The sequence below is a fragment of the Candidatus Brevundimonas phytovorans genome, from assembly GCA_029203145.1.
GTDB classification, from domain to species: Bacteria; Pseudomonadota; Alphaproteobacteria; order Caulobacterales; family Caulobacteraceae; genus Brevundimonas; species Brevundimonas phytovorans.
This window is the reverse complement of record CP119309.1, coordinates 3,102,105-3,126,454: the sequence shown is the minus strand read 5'-3', so window position 1 is coordinate 3,126,454 and position 24,350 is coordinate 3,102,105. Positions and strand designations below refer to the sequence as shown.

Annotated in this window: 24 protein-coding genes; 7 read left to right on the top strand and 17 right to left on the bottom strand. The window is 68.2% G+C overall.

The annotated features are described in order from the left end of the window. Positions 1–204: 204 nt before the first annotated feature. Positions 205–2,307 carry a M3 family metallopeptidase gene (locus P0Y52_15325; protein WEK57888.1) on the bottom strand — a complete coding sequence of 701 codons (2,103 nt, stop codon included), beginning with the start codon at positions 2,305–2,307 and terminating at the stop codon, positions 205–207. Positions 2,308–2,511: 204 nt separating this feature from the next. Here P0Y52_15325 and P0Y52_15320 point away from each other — a divergent pair, with 204 nt between their 5' ends. After that, on the top strand, positions 2,512–3,375 hold the full coding sequence (locus P0Y52_15320) for an aspartate/glutamate racemase family protein (protein ID WEK57887.1): 864 nt from the start codon (positions 2,512–2,514) through the stop codon (positions 3,373–3,375). Positions 3,376–3,851: 476 nt separating this feature from the next. Here P0Y52_15320 and P0Y52_15315 read toward each other — a convergent pair whose 3' ends face one another. Together P0Y52_15315 and P0Y52_15310 are read right to left on the bottom strand one after the other, a co-directional pair. After that, the gene (locus P0Y52_15315) at positions 3,852–4,226 is read right to left on the bottom strand and encodes a hypothetical protein (protein ID WEK57886.1); all 375 of its coding nucleotides are present in this window, start codon (positions 4,224–4,226) and stop codon (positions 3,852–3,854) included. 98 nt (positions 4,227–4,324) lie between these two features. Then, positions 4,325–4,828: an S-type pyocin family protein gene (locus P0Y52_15310; protein WEK57885.1), complete on the bottom strand. Its 504-nt coding sequence runs from the start codon at positions 4,826–4,828 to the stop codon at positions 4,325–4,327. A gap of 133 nt (positions 4,829–4,961) precedes the next feature. Here P0Y52_15310 and coaBC point away from each other — a divergent pair, with 133 nt between their 5' ends. Together coaBC and dut are read left to right on the top strand one after the other, a co-directional pair. Further along, positions 4,962–6,185, top strand: coding sequence for a bifunctional phosphopantothenoylcysteine decarboxylase/phosphopantothenate--cysteine ligase CoaBC (gene coaBC / locus P0Y52_15305; GenBank protein WEK57884.1), 1,224 nt, complete (start codon positions 4,962–4,964; stop codon positions 6,183–6,185). A 13-nt stretch (positions 6,186–6,198) separates the two neighbouring features. Continuing rightward, a complete protein-coding gene (gene dut, locus P0Y52_15300; protein WEK57883.1) occupies positions 6,199–6,648 on the top strand; it encodes a dUTP diphosphatase in 450 nt (149 codons plus the stop codon). Here dut and P0Y52_15295 read toward each other — a convergent pair. The 4 genes from P0Y52_15295 to dnaK all read right to left on the bottom strand — a co-directional run bounded on the left by P0Y52_15295 (position 6,645) and on the right by dnaK (position 11,718). Then, positions 6,645–7,556: a DMT family transporter gene (locus P0Y52_15295; GenBank protein WEK57882.1), complete on the bottom strand. Its 912-nt coding sequence runs from the start codon at positions 7,554–7,556 to the stop codon at positions 6,645–6,647. The two genes, dut and P0Y52_15295, sit on opposite strands and share 4 nt — an antisense overlap. 5 nt (positions 7,557–7,561) lie before the next feature. Beyond that, positions 7,562–8,311: a 4-hydroxy-tetrahydrodipicolinate reductase gene (gene dapB / locus P0Y52_15290; protein WEK57881.1), complete on the bottom strand. Its 750-nt coding sequence runs from the start codon at positions 8,309–8,311 to the stop codon at positions 7,562–7,564. Beyond that, positions 8,308–9,516: a molecular chaperone DnaJ gene (gene dnaJ, locus P0Y52_15285; GenBank protein WEK57880.1), complete on the bottom strand. Its 1,209-nt coding sequence runs from the start codon at positions 9,514–9,516 to the stop codon at positions 8,308–8,310. Before dnaJ ends, dapB begins: the two co-directional genes overlap by 4 nt. 291 nt (positions 9,517–9,807) lie before the next feature. Next, on the bottom strand, positions 9,808–11,718 hold the full coding sequence (dnaK, locus tag P0Y52_15280) for a molecular chaperone DnaK (protein ID WEK57879.1): 1,911 nt from the start codon (positions 11,716–11,718) through the stop codon (positions 9,808–9,810). Between the two features lie 422 nt (positions 11,719–12,140). Between dnaK and P0Y52_15275 the strand changes: the two genes are divergently transcribed. Both P0Y52_15275 and P0Y52_15270 read left to right on the top strand, forming a co-directional pair. Beyond that, entirely contained in the window at positions 12,141–12,764 is a 624-nt protein-coding gene (locus tag P0Y52_15275; GenBank protein WEK57878.1) for an alpha-ketoglutarate-dependent dioxygenase AlkB, read from the top strand. An 80-nt stretch (positions 12,765–12,844) separates the two neighbouring features. Beyond that, positions 12,845–13,750 carry a dienelactone hydrolase family protein gene (locus P0Y52_15270; protein ID WEK57877.1) on the top strand — a complete coding sequence of 302 codons (906 nt, stop codon included), beginning with the start codon at positions 12,845–12,847 and terminating at the stop codon, positions 13,748–13,750. Positions 13,751–13,874: 124 nt separating this feature from the next. On the opposite strand, the gene grpE is transcribed toward P0Y52_15270, so the two are convergent. Both grpE and hrcA read right to left on the bottom strand, forming a co-directional pair. After that, positions 13,875–14,519 (bottom strand): nucleotide exchange factor GrpE, encoded by a 645-nt coding sequence (gene grpE / locus P0Y52_15265; GenBank protein WEK57876.1) that lies wholly within the window; start codon positions 14,517–14,519, stop codon positions 13,875–13,877. Continuing rightward, positions 14,516–15,559, bottom strand: coding sequence for a heat-inducible transcriptional repressor HrcA (hrcA, locus tag P0Y52_15260; protein WEK59513.1), 1,044 nt, complete (start codon positions 15,557–15,559; stop codon positions 14,516–14,518). The genes grpE and hrcA overlap by 4 nt, the downstream gene beginning before the upstream one ends. A 95-nt stretch (positions 15,560–15,654) precedes the next feature. On the opposite strand from hrcA, the gene rph reads away from it, so the two are divergent. Together rph and P0Y52_15250 are read left to right on the top strand one after the other, a co-directional pair. After that, positions 15,655–16,371, top strand: coding sequence for a ribonuclease PH (gene rph / locus P0Y52_15255; GenBank protein ID WEK57875.1), 717 nt, complete (start codon positions 15,655–15,657; stop codon positions 16,369–16,371). An 81-nt stretch (positions 16,372–16,452) separates the two neighbouring features. Continuing rightward, on the top strand, positions 16,453–16,887 hold the full coding sequence (locus tag P0Y52_15250; protein WEK57874.1) for a hypothetical protein: 435 nt from the start codon (positions 16,453–16,455) through the stop codon (positions 16,885–16,887). 26 nt (positions 16,888–16,913) lie between these two features. Here P0Y52_15250 and P0Y52_15245 read toward each other — a convergent pair whose 3' ends face one another. The 8 genes from P0Y52_15245 to P0Y52_15210 all read right to left on the bottom strand — a co-directional run bounded on the left by P0Y52_15245 (position 16,914) and on the right by P0Y52_15210 (position 24,325). After that, on the bottom strand, positions 16,914–18,038 hold the full coding sequence (locus P0Y52_15245; GenBank protein WEK57873.1) for a membrane dipeptidase: 1,125 nt from the start codon (positions 18,036–18,038) through the stop codon (positions 16,914–16,916). Positions 18,039–18,102: 64 nt separating this feature from the next. After that, positions 18,103–18,633 carry a MarR family winged helix-turn-helix transcriptional regulator gene (locus tag P0Y52_15240; protein ID WEK57872.1) on the bottom strand — a complete coding sequence of 177 codons (531 nt, stop codon included), beginning with the start codon at positions 18,631–18,633 and terminating at the stop codon, positions 18,103–18,105. A gap of 88 nt (positions 18,634–18,721) precedes the next feature. After that, on the bottom strand, positions 18,722–20,953 hold the full coding sequence (gene pnp, locus P0Y52_15235; GenBank protein ID WEK57871.1) for a polyribonucleotide nucleotidyltransferase: 2,232 nt from the start codon (positions 20,951–20,953) through the stop codon (positions 18,722–18,724). Between the two features lie 300 nt (positions 20,954–21,253). Then, positions 21,254–21,523 (bottom strand): 30S ribosomal protein S15, encoded by a 270-nt coding sequence (rpsO, locus tag P0Y52_15230; GenBank protein WEK57870.1) that lies wholly within the window; start codon positions 21,521–21,523, stop codon positions 21,254–21,256. Positions 21,524–21,570: 47 nt separating this feature from the next. Continuing rightward, entirely contained in the window at positions 21,571–22,503 is a 933-nt protein-coding gene (gene truB, locus P0Y52_15225) for a tRNA pseudouridine(55) synthase TruB (GenBank protein WEK57869.1), read from the bottom strand. Between the two features lie 4 nt (positions 22,504–22,507). After that, positions 22,508–23,026, bottom strand: a complete 519-nt coding sequence (gene rbfA / locus P0Y52_15220) for a 30S ribosome-binding factor RbfA (protein WEK57868.1) — start codon at positions 23,024–23,026, stop codon at positions 22,508–22,510. A gap of 62 nt (positions 23,027–23,088) precedes the next feature. Continuing rightward, complete coding sequence (locus tag P0Y52_15215; protein WEK57867.1) at positions 23,089–23,793, bottom strand: DUF2459 domain-containing protein; 705 nt, start codon at positions 23,791–23,793, stop codon at positions 23,089–23,091. Between the two features lie 7 nt (positions 23,794–23,800). Further along, positions 23,801–24,325, bottom strand: coding sequence for a hypothetical protein (locus P0Y52_15210; protein ID WEK57866.1), 525 nt, complete (start codon positions 24,323–24,325; stop codon positions 23,801–23,803). Positions 24,326–24,350 lie beyond the last annotated feature (25 nt).

Below are 24,350 nucleotides of genomic sequence, written 5' to 3'. Positions count from 1 at the left end.
CGAACCTTTCCCGCTCACCCTGGCGGACGCCGGGGTCCTGCGAGGCCTCCGCCGCCGCAACTTGAAGCCAAAGCACTGGATGCCGGCGTCCGCCGGGATGTGCGGAGAGATAGGGCCATGAAAAAGCCCGGCGGATTGCTCCACCGGGCCTTGTCACGGCTAGCGCCAACGGGCCTCAAGTAGCCCGAAGGACGGTAGGCCCACTCAGGAAGTCGGGAAGCCGCGCACCTTGAGCAGGGCCGCCACGTCGGGGTTGCGGCCGCGGAACTGGCGATAGGCGTCGCCGCGGTCCGTGGTGTTGCCCGGCGCCAGCATGATCGACTTGAAGCGACCAGCGATGTCCGGGTTGAAGACGTCGCCCGACTCTTCGAAGTAGGCCCAGGTGTCGGCGTCCATCGTCTCCGACCAGAGGTAAGAGTAGTAGCCGGCCGAGTAGGCGTCCGAGGTGAAGAGGTGGTTGAACTGCGGCAGACGGTGCCGCATCACCATCTCCTTGGGCATGCCGATGCGCGCCAGCGACGCCTTCTCGAAGGCGTCGATGTCGGTCGGCGGCGTGGCCTGGGTGTGCAGGTCCATGTCGACGATGGCCGACGACAGGTAGCTGACCGTGGCGTAGCCCTGGTTGAAGGTCGAGGAGGCCTCGATCTTGTCCACCAGCGCCTGCGGCATCGGCTGGCCGGTCTCGACGTGCTTCATGTAGCCGTCGAGGATCGGGCGGCTCAACACCCAGTGCTCGTGCACCTGCGACGGATATTCCACGAAGTCGCGTGGCGTATTGCCGAACGACGGATAGGTCACCACCGACGAGAAGTAGTGCAGGGCGTGGCCGAACTCGTGGAACAGGGTCTCGGCGTCGTCGAGCGAGATCAGCAGGGGCTGACCTTCCTCGGCCTTGACGAAGTTGTTGTTGTTCGAGGCCAGGATCGGCTTGGCGCCGGTCAGGGTCGAGAAGGACCGGTAGGTGGTCATCCAGGCGCCCGAACGCTTGCCCGGACGGGCGAAGTCGTCGGCGTAGTAGAGGCCGATCAGCTTGCCGGTGGCCTTGTCGGTGACCTCATAGGTGGTCACGTCCGGCTCGAAGGTCGAGACCGTGCCCTTGGGCAGTTGCTTGAAGACAAAGCCGTAGAGGCGCTCGGCCATGTAGAACGACGCCGCGCGGACGGCGTGCAGCTCGAAGTAGGGCTTCAGCTCGTTCTGATCGAGGTCGTACTTGGCCTTGCGGACCTTCTCGGCGAAGTAGAGGTAGTCCCAGGGCTCGATGTCATAACCGGCGATCGCCTTCATGTCGGCGACCTCTTCGGCCACGCGGGCCTTGGCCGGGGCCCAGACGCGCAGCATCAGCTCGGACGCGGCGGCCGGGGTCTTGGCCATCGTGTCCTGCATGCGCCATTCGGCGTGGTTGGCGAAGCCCAGCAGCCTGGCGCGCTGCTGACGCAGGGCGACGATCTGGGCGATGGTCGACTTGGTGTCGTTGGCGTCGCCGTTGTCGCCGCGCTTGACGAACTTCTTCCAGACCTGCTCGCGCAGGGCGCGGTCGTCAGCGAAGGTCAGGAAGGGATCGACGCTGGAGCGGGTGTTGACGATGGCCCAGCCCTGGACGTTGCGGGCGCGGGCGGCGGCGGCTGCGGCGGCCTTGTTCGAGGCGGGCAGACCCTTCAGGCCGGCCTCGTTGGTGATGACGGTCCAGGTGTTCTCATCGGCCACCACCTTCTGACCGAAGCCGGTGAAGGCGTTCGACAGGGCGGTGTTGATGCGGCCCAGCTCGGCCTTGCCAGCGGCGTCCAGAGCGGCGCCGTTGCGGATGAAGCTGTCGCGGCTGCGCTCGGCCAGACGGGTCTGCTGGGCGTTCAGGCCGCTGGTCTCGGCGCCATCGGCCACGGCCTTGATGCGCTGGAACAGCTTCTCGTTGAAGATGATCTCGTCGCCGGCGGCCGACAGGATCGGCGACAGTTCGGTTTCCAGCACGTCCCATTCGTCGCCGCCGATGTTCGACGTCATGACGCTGAAGACGTTCATGGCGCGGTCCAGCGGTTCGCCGACCAGCTCCATCGCCACCAGGGTGTTGGCGAAGGTCGGGGCCTCGGGGTTATTGGCGATCGCAGCCACGTCGGCGCGTTGCAGCTCGATGCCTTCCAGGATGGCTTCGCGCATCTTGGGCGCCGTCACCTTGTCCCAGGGGGGCACGCCCTCGTAGGGGCCGGTCCAGGGCTGCAGCAGCTCGGCGCGCGGGGCGGTCGTCGGCAGGACGGCGCGGGCGATGCGCGCCTCGTCGGCGGTCGAAAGCGAGGCGGCGGTCGGTCCCGTCATTCCGTTCTCCATGGCGCCGGCGGAGGCGCAGCCCGTAAGGGCGAAGAGGCTCGCGCCCCCGATGAGAAGATGGCGTCTGTGCATCCAGGTCTCCCAACCATAGCGATTTCAAAACGTCCCCGGCGTGCTCGCCCGAAACGTCCATGGCATGGATGTAATCCTAACCATTGGACGACGGAACCCCACGGGTCTAAAGGCCGCGTCATGGCGATAGGCGTTTTTGACTCCGGCGTGGGCGGACTGACGGTCCACCGCGAACTTACAGCCCGCTTTCCGACGCGGGACTTCATCTACCTGGGCGACCAGGGGCACGCCCCCTATGGCGGGCGCGGCGGCGAGGACATCGTCGAGCTGACCCGCGCCGGCTGCGAGCGGCTGTTCGAGGCGGGCGCCTCGGTCGTGGTCCTGGCCTGCAACACGGCCTCGGCCATCGCGCTGCGCCGTCTGCAGCAGACCTGGATTCCAGGGATGCGCGAGAAGCTGGGTCGCCCGGTCAATGTCCTGGGCATCATCGTCCCGACCATCGAGGCGGCCACCGGCCTGCCCTGGTCCTATGAGGCCGAGCGCAACGGGCGGCTGGAAGGCCAGAAGAAGGAGGCGATCGACATCACCGGCGTCTTCTGCACCGCCGCCACGGCCATGAGCCGGGTCTATGAGATCGAGATCGACAAGCGCCGCGAAGACCTGGCCGTCTTCACCGAGCCCTGCCCCGGCCTGGCCGGCCTGATCGAGCTGGGCGCCCCGGCCGAGGAGCTGAAGGTGGTGGTCGAGGACCACGTCGACGCCCTGCGCCGCCGCATCGGCCGCCACCCGGACAAGGCCATCCTGGGCTGCACCCACTATGAGATCGTGGCCGACCTGTTCGCCGCCGCCCTGCCCGCCGGGGTCCAGGTGATCAGCCAGCCGACCGCCGTGGCCGACTCGCTGGAACGCTATTTCGCCCGCCATCCCGAATACGACCTGGGAAGCTCGGCCCGCCGCGACTTCCTGACCACCGGCACGCCCGGCCCGCAGTCGGACCTGGTGGCCCGCTTCTGGGGCGCGCCGCTGACGTTTGACGCCGCCTGAGGCGCAGGCAGCGGGCCGATTGCACCGTGGCGTGAAAAAAACAGTGCAATTCGTGCAATAGGGCCGGAGCGGAGGTCGGGCGGTCTTTGTCGACCCGCTCGACCTCTCCTTGCCAACACCAGACTCTGTCAAAGACCAGAGCGCATCCTAGCAGCGTCCTGACCCTCGGCGCGTTCGAGCGGGGTTTCACGGCGCAAACACCCGCTGCGGCTAGGTTGAAGGCGTCGGTGAAAAGAATATGCCTCGCGTTCGGGGCCGTCGCCCCGCCAGACGCCAGGCCCCTGCGTCACCGCCCGCCTCGGGCCAGATCTGAGGATGACCGCCCCTGGCGGCGAGCCGCAGGCTTGGTGCAGGTCGTGAACGCCAGACATAGCCGACGAAATCGCCGCCCAAGGACGCCTGGATGGCGGCGCGCCTATTTCCGCTTCCGACCCGTTGCGGACATTGAGCGTGCCCGCTTTCGGTAACCGCCTTGCCTAGCGTGACATGAAACAATCTACAGCCTCGCCGCGAATGGGCGATACGCCAAACCCGGAAGCGGACTTAAATATCAGAGCGAAATCGCCGTCAGGGTCGGGATCATAAGCTAGGAAGATATAGTCGTCCTCAGCGACGATGATGACCCGTCTTGGCACCGGCTTGGGTATGCCTCCGGGAAAGCGTCCGTCACCATCAATCTCGACAAGGTAAGGCTCGATCAAAGCCGCTCTCATCTCGTCTAGTTGCTGCGAAAACCATTCGGCGGGGAGTGGCTCTCCAAGCTGATCAGGACGCGGGGCAGGTACCACGAAGGCTTCGATTTCCGTCACTACCTGTTGGCCTATATCGGCCAGAGAAATGCGCGCTTCCATATTCAGGGATGTTATTCGAAGGCGCTGCGGTGGCAAGGTCCGCTTCCCACCCGTAGCGGACATTCGGCGGGTCCGCTTCCGTCATCCAGGCGCTGAGCCTACTCCTCCGCACGCGCGCCTGAGCGGCGCTGGCCGAAGGTCGGGGCCCGCTCCTTTTGCTGGGCCCAGTAGGCCGGGCCGTCGTCGGGCTTGAACATGGTGCGGGGCACGCCGTTGCGGTCCACCACGGCGAAGGTGTTGGTCGAGGCCTGGTAGTAGAGGGTGTCGCCGTTGGGGCGCTTGACCGTCTCGGTCCCCTTGGGCGTGGCCTCGGTGAAGGCTCGCACCCTGGTCAGATAATCGTCGGCCGACTTGGCCCCGAAGGCTGCGCCGTTGCGCTCAAACAGGCGCTGCACCTTGGCGTCGGCGGTTTCACGCCGGTTGGCGGTGACGGGGGGCTTGGCCTCGGGCGCCGCCTCCATCTCGCGGTCGGGGGCCGCCGCCGAGATCAGGGCGACGGGTTCAGACGCCGTCCGGTCCCGCGTCTCGACCGCCGAGCCGCCGTTGTCGCACGCCCCCAGAGCCAGCGCCAGCAGCGCCGCCGTCGTCACCTGAATCCGCATGGTCCGCCCTTCCCTGACCGTTCGACAACCATAGATATGCACGACACAATCGTTCCTGCAATGTTCTTATTCACATCCATGTTTGAATAGAGCCTGTCTCGACGGCGTCATGCGGCCCCGCTAGAGATTCCCCATGACCGCATCCTCGCTTTCCGGCCGCAAGGTCCTGCTGATCGTCGGCGGCGGCATCGCCGCCTACAAGGCGCTGGAGCTGACGCGCCTGCTCAAGAAGGCCGGAGCCGAGGTGATGAGCCTGCTGACCGCCGCCGGGGCCGAGTTCGTCACCCCCATGTCGCTGGCGGCCCTGACCGGCCATCCGGTGCGCCAGGCCCTGTTCATGCCCGAGGACGAGACGGCCATGGGCCATATCGAACTGTCGCGCTGGGCCGATCTGGTGGTGGTGGCGCCGGCGACGGCGGGGCTGATCGCCAAGGCCGCCAACGGGATGGCCGACGACCTGGCCTCGACCACGCTTCTGGCCACCGACAAGAAGGTGCTGCTGGCCCCGGCCATGAACGTGCGCATGTGGCTGCACCCGGCGGTTCAGGCCAATGTCGAGCGGCTGAAGGGCTTTGACGGCTTCCACGGCGTGGCCGTGGTCGGCCCTGACGAGGGCGAAATGGCCTGCGGCGAGTTCGGGCCGGGCCGCATGGCCGAGCCCGCCGCCATCCTCAACGAGATCGCCCGCCTGCTGGCCGGCCCCGACGGTCGCCCCCTGACCGGCAAGACCGCCGTCGTCACCGCCGGGCCGACGTTCGAGCCCATCGACCCGGTGCGGGGCCTGACCAACCGCTCCAGCGGCAAGCAGGGCTACGCCATCGCCGCCGCCCTGGCCGATCTGGGGGCGACTGTGACCCTGATCTCCGGCCCCGTGGCGCTGGAGGCCCCCGTCGGCGTCACCCGCGTCTGGGTCGAAGCCGCGACCGAGATGAAGGCCGCCGTCGAAGCCCATCTGCCCGCCGACATCGCCGTGATGAGCGCCGCCGTCGCCGACTGGCGCGTGGACGGGGTCGCCTCGGGCAAGATCAAGAAGAAGCCGGGCGGCCCGCCCTCGCTGGCCCTGATCGAGAACCCCGACATCCTGGCCGGCGTCTCGGCCCCCGGACCGAAGCGTCCCGGACTGGTGGTCGGCTTCGCCGCCGAGACCACGGAGCTGGAGGTCAACGCCCGCGCCAAGCTGTCGAAGAAGGGCTGCGACTGGATCGTCGGCAACGACGTCTCGGGCGAGGTCTTCGGCTCGGACGGCAACGCCGTGACCCTGTTCACCCACGACGGCGCCGAGCCCTGGCCGCGCCAGTCCAAGACCGAGGTGGCGAGAAAACTCGCCCAGCGCATCGCCGATCATTTCAAGGCCTGAGAGACTTAAACGAATGACCACCGTCCGCGTCGAACGCCTGCCCCACGCCGAGGGCCTGGCCCTGCCCGCCTATGAGACGACGGGGTCGGCGGGCATGGACCTGCGCGCCGCCGTGGCCGAGTTCGAGCCGGTCGTGCTGCATCCCGGCGAGCGCAAGCTGATCCCGACCGGGCTGAAGATCGCGCTGGAGCCCGGCTATGAGGCCCAGGTGCGGCCCCGCTCGGGTCTGGCGCTGAAGCACGGCGTCACCTGCCTGAACGCGCCCGGCACCATCGACAGCGATTATCGCGGCGAGGTCGGGGTCATCCTGATCAACCACGGCCAGATCCCCTTCGAGATTCAGCGCGGCGAACGCATCGCCCAGATGGTGATTGCGCCCTACGCCCAGGCCGTCATGGCCGAGGTCGAGGCTCTGGACGAAACCGCGCGCGGGGCCGGCGGCTTCGGCTCGACCGGGCGCTAGACCGTCGAACCGGGCGAGGGCGGGGTGATCTCGCGCCGCAGGACCCGCTCGCGCCAGGCGGTGTAGAGGCCGCTGCCGGCGATCAGGCCAGCCCCGGCCAGGGTCGCCGCGGTCGGCGTGTCGCTGAGCAACAGCCAGCCCAGGACCACGGCGCCGACCATCTGCAGATAGTCGAGCGGGGCGAGCAGAGAGACCGGGGCGTGCTGCAACGACGAGGTCATCAGCAGTTGCGCTAGCCCGCCCGCCAGGCCGCCCGCCGCCAGGACGGCCAGCACCGGCCAGCTGTGGAGGCGGCCGTCGATCAGGGTCAGGATCCCGCCCACGGCGGCGCAGGCGACAAAGAACCAGAAGACGATGGCGGTGGCGGATTCCGTCTTGCCCAGTTGGCGCAGGGTGACGGTGACGGAGGCGGCCACGAAGGCCCCGCCCAGGGCGAACAGCAGACCGCCCAGCGGCGGCGCGCCCTCGGCGCCCGGCCGCAGCACGACCAGAACGCCGAGGAAGCCCAGGATGACCGCCGTCCAGCGATGACGCCCCACCTTCTCCTTCAGGAAGACGATGGACAGCAGGGTGGCGAAGATGGGCGCCGTAAAGCTGATCGCCGTGGTGTCGGCCAAGGGCAGCAGCCGCACCCCCTGGAAGATCAGCAATATGCCCGACACGCCCAGGGCGCAGCGCCAGACGTGGACCATGGGCCGTCGGGTCGAGATCGCGGCCAGTCCTCCGCCGCTGTTCAGAACCCAGAACAGGACCACGGGCAGGCCAAAGAGCGAGCGGTAGAAGACCATCTCGCCCGCCGAGACAGGCTCCAGCGTCGCCGCCCACTTCATCAGGGCGTACATCAGGGAGAAGCTGAGGGCGGCGGCGGCCCGCAGCGCCATGCCGTAGCTGGTCCCGTGTCGGATCACGCCGATCAGGCCTGACGGAAGCCGAGCACGTCCTGCATGTCGTAGAGGCCGGGGCGACGGTTGCGCACCCAGGCGGCGGCGGCCACGGCGCCCTTGGCGAACAGGGAACGGTCGATGGCCGAATGCGACAGGGTCAGCAGTTCGTCTTCCGAGCCGAACAGGACCGTGTGCTCGCCGATGACGCCGCCGGCGCGCAGGGAGGCGAAGCCGATCTTGCCCGGCTCGCGCGGGCCGGTGATGCCGTCGTAGGGGGCGGTCTTCAGGTCGTCCAGATCGCGGCCCCGGCCATGGGCGGCGGCCTCGCCCAGCATCAGGGCGGTGCCCGAGGGGGCGTCCACCTTGCGCCGGTGATGGGTCTCCAGCACCTCGATGTCCCAGTCGCGGCCGTCCAGCCGCTGGGCCGCGTGCTCGACCAGACCGATCAGGATGTTCAGGCCCAGCGAGAAGTTGCCGCTGCGCACGATGGCGATCTTTTCCGCCGCCGCCTCGATCTCGGCGTCCTGTTCCGGCGACAGGCCGGTCGAGCCGATGACCAGGGCCGGACCGCCGCGCGCGGCGCAGGCGCGGGCCAGATCGACCGAGGCCTCGGGCGTCGAGAAGTCGATGATGACGTCGCACAGCTTCAGGTCGGGCGTCTCGCCGCGATCGAAGCGGGCGGCGACCACCACGTCCTCACGGGCGTCCAGCACCTGAGAAACAGCGCGGCCCATGCGGCCCCGGGCGCCGGAGATGCCGGCGTGGAAGATGTCGCTCACGCAGTCTCTTTCGGAGTGTCGGCGTCGCCGCCCAGAATATCAGCCCAGAACCGCTTGGCCTTGCCGGCGAAGCTGGAGTTGCGCGGATTCTGGCTCTCTCCGAACGAGGCTGCAAGTTCCTGCATCAGTTCCTTCTGACGCGCGGTCAGATCGGTCGGGGTCTCGACGAACAGCTCCACCACCAGATCGCCGCGCTGGCGGCCGTTCAGGTGGGGCATGCCCTTGCCCTTGATGCGGATGGTCTTGCCGGTCTGGGCGCCGGCCGGCACCTCGACCGTGGCCTTGCACTTGCCGTCGCAGGCCTCGGACACCAGGCAGGGGGCGTCGACGATCCCGCCGAGCGCCGCCACCGTCATCGGCACGGGGACCGTGACCAGCAGGTCCAGGTTGTCGCGCTCGAACAGTTCATGGTCGTGGACCGAGAGGAAGACATAGAGGTCGCCGCGCGGGCCGCCGCGCTGGCCCGCCTCGCCCTCGCCCGACAGGCGGATACGCGAGCCGTCGTCGACGCCGGCGGGGATCTTGAGGCTGAGCTGGCGGTTCTTGCGGACCTGGCCGTGACCGTGACAGGTCCCGCAAGGGTCGGCGATCATCTCGCCCGAGCCGCCGCAGCGGGGGCAGGTGCGCTCGACCTGGAAGAAGCCGTTGGCCTGGCGCACGCGTCCGGCGCCGCCGCAGGTGGAGCAGATGGTCGGCTTGGTCCCGGCCTTGGCGCCCGAGCCGTCGCAGACCTCGCAGGTCATGGTGGTGGGGACCGCGATCTCGACCTCGGCGCCCTTGTAGGCCTGCTCCAGGGTGATCTCGAGGTCATAGCGCAGGTCCGAGCCGCGACGCGGTCCGCCCTGCTGCTGGCGTCCGCCGCCCCGGCCGCCGAAGGCGTCGCCAAAGGCGTCGCCGAAGACCTGGGAGAAGATGTCGTTGATGTCGTGGAAACCTTGCCCGCCGCCGCGTCCGAACGGGTCGCCGCCGCCAGCGCCGCCGTTCACGCCCGCATGGCCGAACCGGTCATAGGCCGCGCGCTTCTGTTCGTCCGACAGGACCGTATAGGCCTCGGAAATTTCCTTGAAGCGGGCGAGAGATTCCTCCGAGCCGCCGTTGCGGTCGGGGTGATGAACCATGGCCAGCTTGCGATAGGCCGACTTCAGGCCCGCGGCGTCGATGGTCCGCTCGACCTCCAGAATTTCGTAATAGTCACGCTGCGCCATCAGGCGTTCGTCCTCTTACTTTTCTCGGCGTCCGCGACCCTTCTTGAGCGAGGGCGGCGCGTCCGCGAATGACCCAAAGACCATGTCTGCTGACATGGGCGCCCGGTCGAATGATGCAAGTTTTATGAAACGGCCCCGCGTCGTGACGCCGTAATCCTCCCCTGCTCTAGCGGGGGAGGGGGACCACAAAGTGGTGGAGGGGGCGAGCCCCAGGCGACTACGCCAGAAGCCGCCCCCTCCACCGCCTGCGGCGGTCCCCCTCCCCCGTCAAGAACGGGGGAGGATCGGGTTTTACGCGTTCTTCTTGTCGTCTTCGTCCGAGACTTCCTCGAACTCGGCGTCGACCACGCCGTCGTCGGCGGGGGCTTCGGCCGAAGCGCCGTCTTCACCGGCGCCCTGCTGCGCGGCGTACATGGCCTCGCCCAGCTTCATCGAGGCCTGAGCCAGGGTGTTGGTCTTCTCGCGGATGGCTTCCGGGTCCGAACCGTCCTTGGCCGCCTTCAGGTCGTCCAGGGCCGACTGGATGGTCGCCTTGGTCGCGTCGTCGACCTTGTCGCCGTGTTCCGACAGGGCCTTCTCGGTCGAATGGATCAGGCTGTCGGCGCCGTTGACGGCCTCGACCAGTTCCTTGCGGACCTTGTCGGCGGCGGCGTTGGCTTCGGCTTCCTTGACCATCTTGTCGATGTCGGCGTCCGACAGGCCGCCGTTGGCCTGGATGCGGATCGACTGTTCCTTGTTGGTCGCCTTGTCCTTGGCGGTGACGTGGACGATGCCGTTGGCGTCGATGTCGAAGGCGACCTCGATCTGCGGCATGCCGCGCGGCGCCGGCGGGATGCCCATCAGGTCAAACTGACCCAGGACCTTGTTGTCGGCGGCCATCGGGCGCTCGCCCTGGAAGACCCGGATCGTCACGGCCGACTGGTTGTCGTCGGCGGTCGAGAAGACCTGGCTCTTCTTGGTCGGGATGGTGGTGTTGCGTTCGATCAGCGGGGTGAAGACGCCGCCCAGGGTTTCGATGCCCAGGGTCAGCGGGGTCACGTCCAGCAGCAGCACGTCCTTGACGTCGCCTTGCAGAACGCCGGCCTGAACGGCGGCGCCCAGGGCCACGACCTCGTCAGGGTTCACGCCCTTGTGCGGTTCCTTGCCGAAGAAGGCCTTCACGGCTTCCACGACCTTGGGCATGCGGGTCATGCCGCCGACCAGAACGACTTCGTCGATGTCGCCGGCTTTCAGACCGGCGTCGGCCAGGGCCTTCTTGCAGGGCTCGATCGTGCGCTGGATCAGGTCGTCGACCAGGGCTTCCAGCTTGGCGCGCGACAGCTTGATGTTCAGGTGCAGCGGGCCCGAGGCGTTCATGGTGATGAAGGGCAGGTTGACCTCGTACTGCGACGTCGAGGACAGCTCCTTCTTGGCCTTCTCGGCCTCTTCCTTCAGGCGCTGCAGAGCCAGCTTGTCGGTCCGCAGATCGACGCCCTGCTCCTTCTTGAACTCGTCGGCCAGGTAGTCGACCAGACGCAGGTCGAAGTCCTCGCCGCCGAGGAAGGTGTCGCCGTTGGTCGACTTCACCTCGAAGACGCCGTCGCCGATCTCCAGGATCGAGACGTCGAAGGTGCCGCCGCCCAGGTCATAGACGGCGATCTTCTGGCCTTCGTGCTTCTCCAGGCCATAGGCCAGAGCAGCGGCGGTCGGCTCGTTGATGATGCGCAGGACTTCCAGACCGGCGATCTTGCCGGCGTCCTTGGTCGCCTGACGCTGGGCGTCGTTGAAGTAGGCCGGAACGGTGATCACGGCCTGGGTCACGGTCTCGCCGAGGTAGGCCTCTGCGGCCTCCTTCATCTTGCCGAGGGTGAAGGCCGAGACCTGTTGCGGCGAATAATCCTTGCCGTGGGCGCGCACCCAGGCGTCGCCGTTCGGGCCCTTGACGATCTCATAGGGCACCATGCCCTTGTCCTTGGCCACCACCGGGTCATCGAAATTGCGGCCGATCAGGCGCTTGATGGCGAAGAAGGTGTTGGTCGGGTTCGTGACCGCCTGGCGACGCGCAGGCTGGCCGACGAGGACCTCGCCGCTGTCCTGGATCGCCACGACCGACGGGGTCGTGCGGTTGCCTTCGGCGTTCTCGATGACCTTGGGGTTCTTGCCGTCCATGACGGCCACGCACGAGTTGGTCGTGCCGAGGTCGATGCCGATGATCTTGGCCATGAGCTTGTCTTTTCACTCCTTGCGGCGGGCGATGCGGCGGCCTTCGAAAAGCGCCGCGCGTGACCGCCCCCAGTTGGGCTGAAAGCCGTCCCGGACATCCGGTCGGGCGGGTGGATTGGTTTCGGTCGAAAGCCCCAAGAATTTCGGGGTTTCTTCCGGACAGGCCCGGATATGGGAAAGACCGCAGGGGCTGCAAGGGTTTCGTGCGGTTCAGGACGGATTCGGCGCCGTTTCCTGGTCGCGCACATTCCCCCGCCGTCACCCCGGACGGCCCGAAGGGACGATCCGGGGCCCAGACGCCAGATTCGAAGACGGCTCGGCGAAATGTCGGACGCCTGGGTTCCGGGTTCGCTTCGCGCCCCGGAATGACGGCAAGGGGGAGACGCCTTCTCCCATCGGGAGAAGGGTCCTAGATGTGGAGCATGAACCGCCCGCCCATCCGCGAAACCCCCACCGGCCTGCCCGGCTTTCGCCTGTGGCCCGGCGCGCTGGATGCAGAAGCCCAACAGACCCTGCTGGCCGAGGTGCTGGCGGCGGCTGAGGTCGCGCCCTTCTATCGTCCCGTCACCCCCGGCGGCCGGCCCTTTTCCGTCGAGATGACCGGCATGGGGCCGATGGCCTGGGTCTCGGACCGAGCGGGCTATCGCTATCAGCCGACCCATCCGATTACTGGCCAGAGCTGGCCGCCGATGCCGCAGAGCCTGCTCGACCTGTGGGACGCCCTGACCGGCTGGCCCGCCCCGCCCGACGCCTGCCTGGTCAACCTCTATCGCCATGAGGCGAAGATGGGCCTGCATCAGGATCGCGATGAAGCCGACCTGACCGCCCCCGTCCTGTCGGTGTCGCTGGGCGATACGGCGGTGTTCCGCATCGGTCCCGCCGAGGGCGGCCGGACCCAGAGCCTGAAGCTGGCCTCGGGCGACGTCTGCGCCCTGACGGGGCCGGCAAGGCTGGCGCGCCACGGGATCGACCGGCTGCTGGCCGGGTCGTCGCAGCTGGCGCCCGGCGGCGGGCGCATCAATCTGACGCTGCGGCGGGCGCGCTGAAGGGAGCTCGCGGATCGGGACTCGACGCCACCCCGAAAGCCAGGCCACAGTCGCGCCTTCAAACCAATCGGAGACCCGCGATGACCCTGATCACCCGGCCCGAGGGCCTGAGCGCCGACCAGATCGCTCCCAGCCGCCGCAGCCTGGGGGTCGCGGCCCTCGGCGGCGTGGCCTTCGCCGCCTATGCCCCCGCCGCGCTGAGCCAGGCGGCCAGTCCGATCACCACCGACAGCGCGGGCCTGACCACCGCCAACGTCTCCTATGCCGCGCCCGACGGTTTCGACCTGCCGGCCTTCGTCGCCCGGCCCGAGGGCGAAGGCCCCTTCCCCGTGGTCATCGTCGTGTCCGAGATCTTCGGCGTGCACGAATACATCCGCGACATCTGCCGTCGCCTGGCCAAGGCCGGCTACGCCGCCGTCGCCCCGGCCTTCTTCGTGCGCAAGGCCGATCCCGCCCCGCTCAGCGATATGTCGGCCATCATGACAATCGTCGCCGCCGCCGGATACGAACAGGTCATGGGCGACGTGGCCGCCACGCTGGACTGGATCGGCCAGCAGACCTGGGCCAAGGCCGACAAGGTGGGGATCACCGGCTACTGCTGGGGCGGCAAGGTGGTGTGGCAGGCCTGCGCCCGCTTCGCCGCCCTCAACGCCGGGGTCGCCTGGTACGGCCGCCTGGCCCCCGCCGCCAACGCCACCGACGAACAGAAGACGGCGGGCCGTCCCTGGCCGGTCGATCTGGCCGCCGAGCTCAAGGCCCCGGTGCTGGGCCTCTACGGCGGTCAGGACGGCGGCATCCCCGTCGCCAGCGTCGAGGCCATGCGCGCCGCCCTGGCCAAGGCGGGCAAGAGCGACAGCCAGATCATCCTCTACGACGACGCCCCGCACGGTTTCCACGCCGACTATCGCGCCAGCTATCGCGAAGCGGATGCGAAGGACGGTTGGGCAAGGTTGCTGGTCCTGTTCGAGCAGAAGCTGAAACACTAGGTCCGCCCTAAAAACCGCTCATCCCCGCCTCCGCGGGGATGAGCGGAAATTGAAACGAACTGCCCCAAACAAAAAGGCCCGGAGCGACTGCCCCGGGCCTTTCCAGTTCTCAATCAGCCGAAACTTACGCCTTGGCGTCGAAATTCCCGCCGGTCGTATTGGCTTCCGAATAGGCGCCGCCCGAGGCCGGGCCCGAGCCCTTGGCCGCGACCACCACCATCGCCGCGCGCACGGTGCGGCCGAACAGGGCGTAGCCGGGTTGCAGGGTCTGGATCACCGTGCCGCCCGGCACCGTGTCCGAAGGCTGTTCCATCACGGCCTGATGCAGGTGGGGGTCGAAGGCCTCGCCCGGCTCGGGCGCGACGCGCGTCAGGCCGTTGGATTCAAAGGCCGACAGCAGGGACTTCTGCGTCAGTTCCAGCCCCGTGACCATGCTGGCGGCGGCGCTGTCGGCCTCGACCGTTTCCAGCACCTTGGGCGCCGACAGGAGGCCGCGCTCCAGGGTGTCGGCCACGCCCAGCAGGTCCTTGGCGAAGCGCTGGATGGCGTAGGCGCGGGCGTCGTTGGCCTGGGTCTCGGCGCGGCGCTTGGTGTTCTCGGCGTCGGCCACGGCGCGCAGGGCGCGGTCCTTCCACTGGTCGCGCTCGGCGATCAGGGCGTCGACCACGGCCATGTCGCCGTCCTCGGCGGCTTCCTGTGCGGCATCGATGGCGGCCTCTCCCATGTCCTGTTCGAGTTGGTCGCGGGTGTCGTCGTTGATGTCGTTCACGTCTCTTGTCCGTCCAGAATCCGGCCCAGCACCCGGGCGGTATAGTCCACCAACGGTATGACACGGGCATAGTTCAGTCTTGCAGGGCCGATGACGCCGATGGCGCCGAGCATCCGCTGCCGACCCGTCATATAGGGCGCCGCGATCACGGCGGAACCCGAAAGCGAAAACAGGCGCGTTTCGGCGCCGATGAAGATGCGCACCCCTTGCGCCGCGCCGACCCCGTCGAGCAGGCCGATCAGCTGTTCCTTCTGCTCCAGATCGTCGAACAGGACGCGCACCCGCTCCAGATCCTCGACGGCCTGGGCGTCCTGCAAAAGGTTGGCGCGGCCGCGCACGATCAGGGCCCGGTCGCGCTCGCCTCCGCCCGACCAGGCGGCCAGACCGTCCTCGACCAGACGGGCGGCGGCGGCGTCCAGCTCGCGCCGGGCGGCGTCCAGCTCGGCGCTCATCTCGGTGCGCGCCTCGGCCAGGGGACGGCCCTTCAGCCGGGCGTTGAGGAAGTTGGAGGCCTCGGTCAGGGTCGAAGGCGTCACCCCCGCCGACAGGGGCATCAGCCGGTTCTCGATGGTGCCGTCGTCGCCGACCAGAACCGCCAGGGCCTGATCATGGCCCAGGGCCACGAACTCGACGTGCTTCACGCCCGCGTCGCGCACCGGGCTGGCGACGATGCCCGCGCCCCCGGCCAGACCGGACAGAAGGTTGGTGGCGGCGTCCAGGGCCTCTTCGAAGTTGCGGCCCTTCCCCGCAAGACGCGCGTCAATCTCGCGCCGCTCGTCCTTGCCGATGTCGCCGACCTCCAGCAGGCCGTCGACGAACAGGCGCAGGCCCGCATGGGTCGGGATGCGTCCCGACGAGGTGTGCGGCGAGGCCAGCAGACCCGCCAGGGTCAGGTCCTGCATGGTGTTGCGGATCGAGGCCGGCGACAGGGCCAGCCCCCCGCGCGAAATGGTGCGCGACCCGACCGGCTCGCCCGTCTCCAGATAGGTCTCGACGATGCGGCGGAAGATGTCGCGCGCACGGGCGTCCAGCGTCCCCAACCCGGCGGGGGCGCTTCCGAACGGCGACGGATGGGGGGCATACAGGCTCACGCTTTCAGGATAAGCACGCCGCACTCAGGTTCCAAGGAAATCCCATGCGCCCGTCCGAACGCACCCCCGAACAACTCCGCACCGTCACGCTGGAAACCGGCGTCAACCGCTACGCCGAGGGCTCGTGCCTGGTGTCGTTCGGTCACACCAAGGTGCTGTGCACCGCCTCCATCGAGGAAAAGGTGCCGGGCTGGATGCGCAACACCGGCCAGGGCTGGGTCACGGCCGAATACGGCATGCTGCCCCGCGCCACCCACACGCGCGGTCGTCGTGAAGCCGCCGCCGGCAAGCAGTCGGGCCGCACCCAAGAGATTCAACGCCTGATCGGCCGCTCCTTGCGCGCCGTGGTCGACCTGAAGGCGCTCGGCGAGCGTCAGGTCCTGATCGACTGCGACGTCATCCAGGCCGACGGCGGCACCCGCACCGCCTCGATCACCGGCGCCTGGGTGGCCATGGCTGTGGCGCTGAACTACCTCAAGGACGAGGGCGTGCTGAAGACCGGCCCCATCATCGATCAGGTCGCCGCCGTGTCCTGCGGCATCTTCAACGACCTGCCGGTTCTGGACCTCGACTATGAGGAAGACTCCACCGCCGAGGCCGACAGCAACTTCGTCCTGACCGGCGCCGGCGGCATCGTCGAGATTCAGGCCACGGGCGAGAAGCGCGGCTTCTCGCGTCCCGAGTTCGACCGCCTGTTCCAACTGGCCGAGATCGGCTGCACCGACCTGTTCGCCCTGCAACGCGCGGCTCTGGGTCGTTAAGCTGGACCGCTAGACAGCACAGGCTAGGCGGCGAGGGCCGATCAAGGCATGGTGGGGTCTTCTGCGAACGGAGACTGCCTCATGCGCCCCGCCCTCGCCGCCGCTCTTCTGGGCCTCTCGGTCGTCCTGGCCAGTTGCGGCCAGCCCGCCCCTGCCGAGGCGCCGCCGCCCGCAGGCGTCAACGCCAAGCTGTCGCAAGAGCCGATCGACGCCGTGCCGATCACGGCGGCGCCCGCCGCGCCTGCCACGGTCGCCCCCCCCAAGCCCAAGACCGAGCCCAAGCCAGAGCCTGTCGTGTCAGAACCCGCCGCGCCTGAGGGCGAGCCGGGCTCCTGCCTGGCCGAGATCGGCGAGGCCCGGTCGAAGCGGCTGGTCGAGCGCTGCATCCAGGTCAGCCCCGCCACCCGCCCGCCCTGCAACAGCGCCAACCCCTGCGCCATGATCCAGGGCGAGATCGACCGGTCGTGCGCCATGTACGGCCCGGACGAAACCAAGCCGAAGGAATGCGGGGCCTAGAGCGAAATCTAGGCTGAGGCCTCGCGTCAGACCCGCCAGGTCTCGGCGAACAGGCGCTGGAAATTGGCGCCCAACACCTTTTCGACCACCCGCACGGGCTGGCCGCGATCCAGCAGGGCGCGGGCGATGACCTCGGCCCGGTCGGCCCGGTTCAGGCCGGTCACGAACGGCGGACGGCCTTCACCCGGCGCGGACACGCCGGCGGCCTTGCGGGCGGCGATCGAGGCGTCCCACTCGGCCATGCTCTCGGGCGAGGTGTCGAACGGGGTCAGGACGGCGTCGCTGCCGATGCCGACGTGGTCCTCGCCGCAGACCGACAGGGCGTGCAGCATGTGGGCCATATAGTCGTCCAGCGACTGCTGCTCGGGACCGGCGCTGATGTAGCTCAGCCCATAGAGGCCGACCACGCCGCCGCCGTCCGCCACGGCGCGCAGGACCGCGTCGCTCTTGTTGCGAGGGTGGGCGTAGGCTGAGTAGCAACCGGCGTGGGTGATGGCTGCCGGGCGGGTCGAGGCCGCCAAAGCTTCGAGACTGGAGCGTTCGTCGGCATGGCTGAGGTCCAGCGTCACGCCGCAGGCGTTTATCCGGGCCACCGCCTCATGCCCCAGGGCGGTCAGACCAGCCGAGGGCTGCGGCGCCATGACCCCGGAAGCGAAGGGCGAAACGGTGTTGTAGCTGAGTTGCATGACCCGCACGCCGAGCGCGCTGAAGTGGTCGATATTGGCCGGCTTGCCGTCCAGCATGCCCGCGTCCTCGAACGAATAGATGACGCCGACCCGCTGGGCCCGCTTGGCCGCCAGCAGGTCGTCGGCCGTCCGGATCTTCATATAGACGTCGGGGCTGAGCGCGATGGCCTTGTCGAAGGCGGCGATGTCGGTGTTGACCGCGTCGTACGTGCCGACCGATCCGCCGATGGTCATCTTGAAGGCGGTCAGGCCCGAGCCCAGCACCTGCTCCGCCGTGGCGCGGTCCAGCGGCGCGGCGTCGTCGAACGGACCGACCAGATTGCCGTCGATGACCATGGCGCTGCGATACAGACGCGCGATCGCGTCATCCCCGGTGGGCGCTGCCTGCGCGCGCACGGCGCCGGGCGCCAATGTCGCAGCGGCGGAGGCCGCAAGGAAGGCGCGTCGGTGGGTGGTCCAGGTCATGAAGCTCGCCTCAGTCACACGCGGTTCGTTCGCATGAGAAATATGTAGGCAGCTACATATTTAGTCAACTGCCGTTGGAAGAACCACCTTCGATGCGCTCGTTGATGCGGTCGAACATGGATTTGCGCGCCAGGGCGTCGTCGAGCCGGTCCAGCAGCGCCACGACATTACCGGCCTCTTCATTCAACTCGGCCGCTGCGGCGTTGAAAGCCCCCCACAGCGGCGTCAGCCGTTCGACCAGGGCGTCGCCGGCCGGGGTCAGGGACAGGGTGCGGCGCCGAGCGTCGGCCGGATCGGGCGCGGATCGGATGATCCCCGCCTTTTCCAGCGAGCGGCACGACTGGCTGACCGAGACATGGGTGATCTGCAAGGCCGCCGCGATCTCGCCGACTGTCGTGGGGCCCTTGAGGATCATCTGGTTCAAAACGCCGAACCAGCGCTGTTCGAACACCACGCCCTGCGCGGCGTAGATGCGGGTGCCGTCGCTGTCGATGCGCTCGGACAGGCGGCGCAGCCGGGCGCCCAGGGCCTGTCCCCCCTTGCCCCGGCTGTAGTCGTCCGATCCGGCGCTGCGCCCGTCTTCATCCTGCGTCATGCGCCACAGATACTGGCAGAACCCGCAAACGACAAAGGCCCCGCTGTTTCCAGCGGGGCCTTCTTCAGTTCAACCGTAAGGCTGCAGCCTAGTCGCGACGGCGACGGCCGCGGTCGCCACCGCGATCGCCTTCACGCTTGGGACGGCCGCCGGTGTCGTCGGACAGCGGGGCTTCACCGCGTTCAGCGCGCTCGGCGTTGATCTTGTCGGTGATGTCTTCGCCGGTTTCCTGATCGACGACCTTCATCGACAGCTTGGTCTTGCCGCGATCGTCGAAGCCCAGGAACTTGACCTTGACCTCCTGGCCTTCCGACAGGACGTCGGCCGGGTTGGCGACGCGTTCCAGAGCAATCTGGGACACGTGGACCAGGCCGTCCTTGGCGCCGAAGAAGTTCACGAAGGCGCCGAAGTCGACGACCTTCACGACCTTGCCGGAGTAGATCATGCCCAGCTCGGGTTCCGAGGCGATGGACTGGATCCAGGCCTTGGCGGCGTCGATCTTCTCCTGGTCGTTGGCGGCGACCTTGATGGTGCCGTCATCGCCGATGTCGATCTTGGCGCCCGTCTTCTCGACGATCTCGCGGATCACCTTGCCGCCCGAACCGATCACTTCACGGATCTTGTCGACCGGGATCTTGATGGTTTCGATCTTGGGAGCGTGCTCGCCCAGCTCAGCGCGCGGCGCGTCCATGGCCTTCGACATTTCGTCGAGGATGTGGAGGCGACCGGCCGAGGCCTGCGTCAGAGCCTGTTCCATGATCTCCTTGGTGATGCCGGCGACCTTGATGTCCATCTGAAGGCTGGTGATGCCTTCCGAGGTGCCCGCGACCTTGAAGTCCATGTCGCCCAGGTGATCTTCGTCACCCAGGATGTCCGACAGGATGGCGAACTCGCCCGACGGCTCCAGGATCAGACCCATGGCGATGCCCGAGACCGGACGGATCAGCGGCACGCCGGCGTCCATCAGGGCCAGCGACGAGCCGCAGACCGTGGCCATCGAGGACGAGCCGTTGGACTCGGTGATCTCGGAGACCAGACGGATGGTGTAGGGGAAGTCTTCCTTGGTCGGCAGCATCGGACGGATCGCGCGCCAGGCCAGCTTGCCGTGACCGATCTCGCGACGGCCGGGCGAACCCATGCGGCCCGCTTCACCCACCGAATAGGGGGGGAAGTTGTAGTGCAGCAGGAAGGATTCCTTGTACGTGCCCGACAGGCTGTCGATGTACTGCTCGTCCTCGCCGGTGCCGAGGGTGGCGACGACCAGGGCCTGGGTTTCGCCGCGCGTGAACAGCGACGAACCGTGGGTGCGCGGCAGGACGCCGACTTCCGAGACGATGGCGCGGACCTTGTCGAGGGCGCGGCCGTCGACGCGGTGGGCGTTCTCGATGATGTCGCGACGCAGGACGTCGGCTTCGCATTCCTTGAAGGCGGCCGAGAACTTGGACGAGTCGACGCCGTCCGGGTTTTCGTCGGTCTTCACCAGGGCGGCGGCGGCGGTCTTCTTGGCCGCGTCGACGCCCGAGCGGCGCTCATACTTGCCCGGATGGGCGTAGGCGGCCTTGATGTCTTCGCCGACCAGCTTCTTGATCGAGGCGACGACGTCGGAGTGGTCTTCGGCGTGGAAGTCGAAGGGCTCCTTGGCGGCGTGTTCGGCCAGCTCGATGATGGCGTCGATGACCGGCTGCATGCCCGCGTGCGCGAACATCAGGGCCTCGAGCATCTTCTCTTCCGACAGCTCCTTGGCTTCGGATTCGACCATCATCAGGGCGTCTTGCGTGCCGGCGACGACCAGGTCGAGCGCGCTTTCACCCATGGTGTCGATGGCGGGGTTCAGCACCAGCTCGCCGTCGATCAGGCCGACGCGCGCAGCGCCGATGGGGCCCATGAAGGGCACGCCCGAGATGGTCAGGGCGGCCGAGGCGGCGACCATGCCCAGGACGTCCGGGTCGTTTTCCATGTCGTGCTGCAGCACGGTGATGACGACCTGGGTCTCGTTCTTGAAGCCCTTGACGAACAGGGGGCGGATCGGACGGTCGATCAGGCGCGAGACCAGGGTCTCTTTTTCCGACGGACGGCCTTCACGCTTGAAGTAGCCGCCCGGGATCTTGCCGGCGGCGAACGTCTTTTCCTGGTAGTTGACGGTCAGGGGGAAGAAATCCAGGCCCGGCTTGGGCTGGCGGCCATAGACGACGGTGGCCAGAACCACGGTCTCGCCGTAGGTCGCCAACACGGCGCCGTCAGCCTGACGGGCGATGCGGCCGGTTTCCAGCGTCAGCGGGCGGCCGGCCCACTCGATCGTCTTGCGTTTGATATCGAACATTTTTCTTCTTTCAGAACCCGGCGGGCGTATTCCCGGCGGGGGCGGAGCGGCAGGCGTTTTCGTCCCACGGTTCCCGATGAACCCGGCGGCGCTTCGCGGCCGGGCGGGTGGAGTGAGGACCGCCTTCATGGCCCTCGCGTCTGCGCCGATTCAAGACCTGCGGCGCGCAGGAAGCTCACTGTATGGCCTATCCGGGGGCGGGCGACAGCCCGCTCCGTCAGAAAGGCTCTTAGGTGCGGAACGAGGCGCGGACGTGTCCGCCCGCGCCTCGAAAATCGTTTCCGCTGCTGGTCGGCCGCCTTAGCGACGCAGGCCCAGCTTGGCGATCAGAGCGGTGTAACGCTCGCGATCAACCTTGGTCAGGTGGTCAAGAAGACGACGACGCTGCGAGACCATCTTGAGCAGGCCGCGACGCGAGTGGTTGTCTTTCTTGTGGGTCTTGAAGTGGTCGGTCAGGTTGGCGATGCGTTCCGAAAGGATCGCGACCTGAACCTCGGCCGAGCCGGTGTCTGCAGCCGAACGAGCGTTGTCAGCAATGACTTCGCTCTTGCGTTGAGCCGTAATCGACATCGTAGGTCTCCATGTTGGAGCCCTGTCGCGCCGCTCGAAAGCCGGCGCTAGGGGAGATTGAAAACGCGGTCGGGTTCTAGCCGTCCGGCCCGCATGGTGCAGAGCGCGACCAGGGTTTCTCCCACAAAGGCCGACACCGTGCGCGAACCGGCGGAAAGCTGGCTCTTCAAGGTTTCAACCTGACGGGGGAGCAGAACGATCGGCCGACCCTGCCTCAGCGAGAAGGCGTCCTGTTCCGTAACGGCCAGATCCGGGATGTCGTCCAGAGCGGTCGAAACGGGCAGCAAGCCTTCCAAGGCGGCGCCCTTATGCGCCAGATCGGCGAGAAAATCCAGAGTGACGGCGTTCTCGGTCGAGAACGGCCCCACGCGTTCGCGGCGCAGGGCGGAAACATGCCCCTCGGCGCCCAGCATGGCGGCCAGGTCGCGAGCCAGCGAGCGGACATAGACGCCCTTGCCGGTCCGCATCGTGATTTCGACGTGGTCGGCGTCCGGGGCGTCGGTCACCGCCGCCTCGTGGATCGTCACCTTGCGCGCTTCCAGCTCGAACTCGGCCCCGTCGCGCGCCAGGTCATAGGCCCGCTCGCCGTTGACGCGAATGGCCGAGAACTGGGGCGGGACCTGATCGATCTCGCCGACGAAGGCCGGCAGGGCCGCCTTGACCGCCTCGACCGAGGGCCGCACGTCGGAACGGCCGATGATCTCGCCCTCGCGGTCCAGGCTGTCGGTCGAGACGCCCCAGTGGATGGTGAAGCGATAGACCTTCTCGGCGTCCATCATGAAGGGCACGGTCTTGGTCGCCTCGCCCAGGGCGATGGGCAGGATGCCCGAAGCCAGAGGGTCCAGGGTGCCGGCGTGGCCCGCCTTCTGGGCGTCGAACAGACGGCGCACCTTGGTCACGGCCTCGGTCGAGCCCATCTCATAGGCCTTGTCGAGACAGACCCAGCCGTTGACGATCTCGCCCTTCTTCCTGCGCGCCATGGGCCTAGTCTTCCTTCGAGCCTACCGCGCCTTGCGCTGCTTGAGACCCGTCGTCCTGCTCGGCGGCTTCCGGCTCATCTTCCGACTGGGTCGGCCGGTCCAGGTCGGCGCGGATGCGCGGGTCGTCCATCAGCCGGTCCATGTAGCTGGCCGCCTCGAAGCTCTCGTCGTGACGGAACTTCAGGTCGGGGGTGTATTTCATGTCGATCAGGCGACCCAGCTGACCGCGCAGGAATTTGGCGTGGGTGTTCAGGGCCTTGATGATGACCGGCTCCTGGCCGGCCGTCTCGGCGGTCTTGACCCCGGCGCCCAAGGGCTCGACGAAGCAGGTGGCGTGGCGCAGGTCCGGGGACAGGCGCACCTCGGTCACGGTGATCGACACCCCGGCCAGAGCCTCGTCGTGGATGCCGTGCTCGCGCAGCACGTCGACCAGGGCGTGACGGATCAGTTCGCCGGCGCGCAGCTGGCGCTGGGACGGGCCCTGGGGACCGGTGGCGTTGCGGGTATGCTGTTTGCGGCTCATGGCGCGCCTCCCTTGTCGCTCGCCGGGGATCGGACGCCGGCTGAAAAAGCGAAGGGCGGGGTCTAGTCGCGGACGGGCTGCAAGTCCAGCTTGGCCGCATCGGTCTGGCCCCGCGCCGCCGTGCGCATCACCTCGCCCGAGGTCAGGGTGCGCCAGGGCCGGATCGGCAATCCCGCCGCCGACAGCAGGTCCGCCGTCCAGTGGTTGCACAGGTGGCCGATCCAGAAGGTCTCGCGGCTGGCGAAGAAGCGGGCCTCGTCGCCGGACCGGGCCGTCGCCAGAACCGGCCGCCCCGCCGCATCGGTCGCCAGCGAAGCCTCGATCCGCGCCCGCAAGGCCGCCATGCCGCCCGTCGACAGCCTGAGCGCCTGACGATCCTCGGGCCGGAACCGTCGCGCCGGGTCGGTCGTCACGGGGGCCAGCATGACGACCGAGGCGTTGCCGGGCCGCAGAAAGGCCCGCGCCCCGTCGGCCAGCCGCCCCGAAATCGGGCTCTGGTCGACATAGAAGGTCGCATCGCCCCAGCCGACCAGGACCCAGTCGCCGGGGGCCAGGCCCGCCGTCGCCGCAGCTAGTGGCCCGCCCCCGTCCATCAGGGCCGCGCGCGGCACGGCCAGGTCAGTGTGAAAACCGTTATCGAGCAGATAGACGACCACCCCCGCCTCGTCCGGCCCAACCGGATAGAGGGCGGGATCGCCGGGGCGGCTCAGCGTCCACAGAGCCGCGATCAGACCGATCAGGGCCGCGATCAGGAAGCGGCCCGGCACGCCGACGTCAGTTCGGGCCGAAGGCCAGGGGGGCGTCCTTGGCCGGCCCCGCACCAGCCTGCGTCGCCCATTCGCCGCGATAGTCGTAGTTCAGCTGGACGCAGTGGCGATACTGACCGTCGCTCCAGCGGCCGACGGCCTGCATGGTCATGGGACGGCCCGCCTTGACCCGCCCGATCACCAGCCAGCTTTCATCCGCGCCGGGGCAGAGGGCGCGGGCCAGGCCGCGGCCGTCGCCTTCCTGGACGATCGCATAGACCCCGCTCTCGCTGGCCCCCGCCGGAAGGGCGCGGCGAACGGCGTCGGGTCCGCCCCGCTCGAACCGGGCAGACCCGCGCGAGGTGCTGGAAAACAGATTGCGCACCGCCACGGCGCCGAAGAGGCCGCGATCAACCTCCAGGGTCACGCCGCGCGTCAGGGCCTGGGTCGTGCGGTCGCGCGCGTCAAAGGCCAGGAAGCGCGTGTCGGCGGCCGCCGCGCCCGCCGTGGCGGAGGCGACCAGCAGCGCCGAAATCAGGATATGGCGACGCATGGCGACCCCGTCGTTGAAACACGCC

What these genes read in the sequence shown, in the direction of transcription:
- P0Y52_15325 (WEK57888.1), bottom strand. Translation starts at nt 2,307, where the DNA reads ATGACGGGACCGACCGCCGCCTCGCTTTCGACCGCCGACGAGGCGCGC.
- P0Y52_15320 (WEK57887.1), top strand. Translation starts at nt 2,512, where the DNA reads ATGGCGATAGGCGTTTTTGACTCCGGCGTGGGCGGACTGACGGTCCAC.
- P0Y52_15315 (WEK57886.1), bottom strand. Translation starts at nt 4,226, where the DNA reads ATGGAAGCGCGCATTTCTCTGGCCGATATAGGCCAACAGGTAGTGACG.
- P0Y52_15310 (WEK57885.1), bottom strand. Translation starts at nt 4,828, where the DNA reads ATGCGGATTCAGGTGACGACGGCGGCGCTGCTGGCGCTGGCTCTGGGG.
- coaBC (WEK57884.1), top strand. Translation starts at nt 4,962, where the DNA reads ATGACCGCATCCTCGCTTTCCGGCCGCAAGGTCCTGCTGATCGTCGGC.
- dut (WEK57883.1), top strand. Translation starts at nt 6,199, where the DNA reads ATGACCACCGTCCGCGTCGAACGCCTGCCCCACGCCGAGGGCCTGGCC.
- dnaJ (WEK57880.1), bottom strand. Translation starts at nt 9,516, where the DNA reads ATGGCGCAGCGTGACTATTACGAAATTCTGGAGGTCGAGCGGACCATC.
- dnaK (WEK57879.1), bottom strand. Translation starts at nt 11,718, where the DNA reads ATGGCCAAGATCATCGGCATCGACCTCGGCACGACCAACTCGTGCGTG.
- P0Y52_15275 (WEK57878.1), top strand. Translation starts at nt 12,141, where the DNA reads ATGAACCGCCCGCCCATCCGCGAAACCCCCACCGGCCTGCCCGGCTTT.
- P0Y52_15270 (WEK57877.1), top strand. Translation starts at nt 12,845, where the DNA reads ATGACCCTGATCACCCGGCCCGAGGGCCTGAGCGCCGACCAGATCGCT.
- rph (WEK57875.1), top strand. Translation starts at nt 15,655, where the DNA reads ATGCGCCCGTCCGAACGCACCCCCGAACAACTCCGCACCGTCACGCTG.
- P0Y52_15250 (WEK57874.1), top strand. Translation starts at nt 16,453, where the DNA reads ATGCGCCCCGCCCTCGCCGCCGCTCTTCTGGGCCTCTCGGTCGTCCTG.
- P0Y52_15245 (WEK57873.1), bottom strand. Translation starts at nt 18,038, where the DNA reads ATGACCTGGACCACCCACCGACGCGCCTTCCTTGCGGCCTCCGCCGCT.
- P0Y52_15240 (WEK57872.1), bottom strand. Translation starts at nt 18,633, where the DNA reads ATGACGCAGGATGAAGACGGGCGCAGCGCCGGATCGGACGACTACAGC.
- pnp (WEK57871.1), bottom strand. Translation starts at nt 20,953, where the DNA reads ATGTTCGATATCAAACGCAAGACGATCGAGTGGGCCGGCCGCCCGCTG.
- rpsO (WEK57870.1), bottom strand. Translation starts at nt 21,523, where the DNA reads ATGTCGATTACGGCTCAACGCAAGAGCGAAGTCATTGCTGACAACGCT.
- truB (WEK57869.1), bottom strand. Translation starts at nt 22,503, where the DNA reads ATGGCGCGCAGGAAGAAGGGCGAGATCGTCAACGGCTGGGTCTGTCTC.
- rbfA (WEK57868.1), bottom strand. Translation starts at nt 23,026, where the DNA reads ATGAGCCGCAAACAGCATACCCGCAACGCCACCGGTCCCCAGGGCCCG.
- P0Y52_15210 (WEK57866.1), bottom strand. Translation starts at nt 24,325, where the DNA reads ATGCGTCGCCATATCCTGATTTCGGCGCTGCTGGTCGCCTCCGCCACG.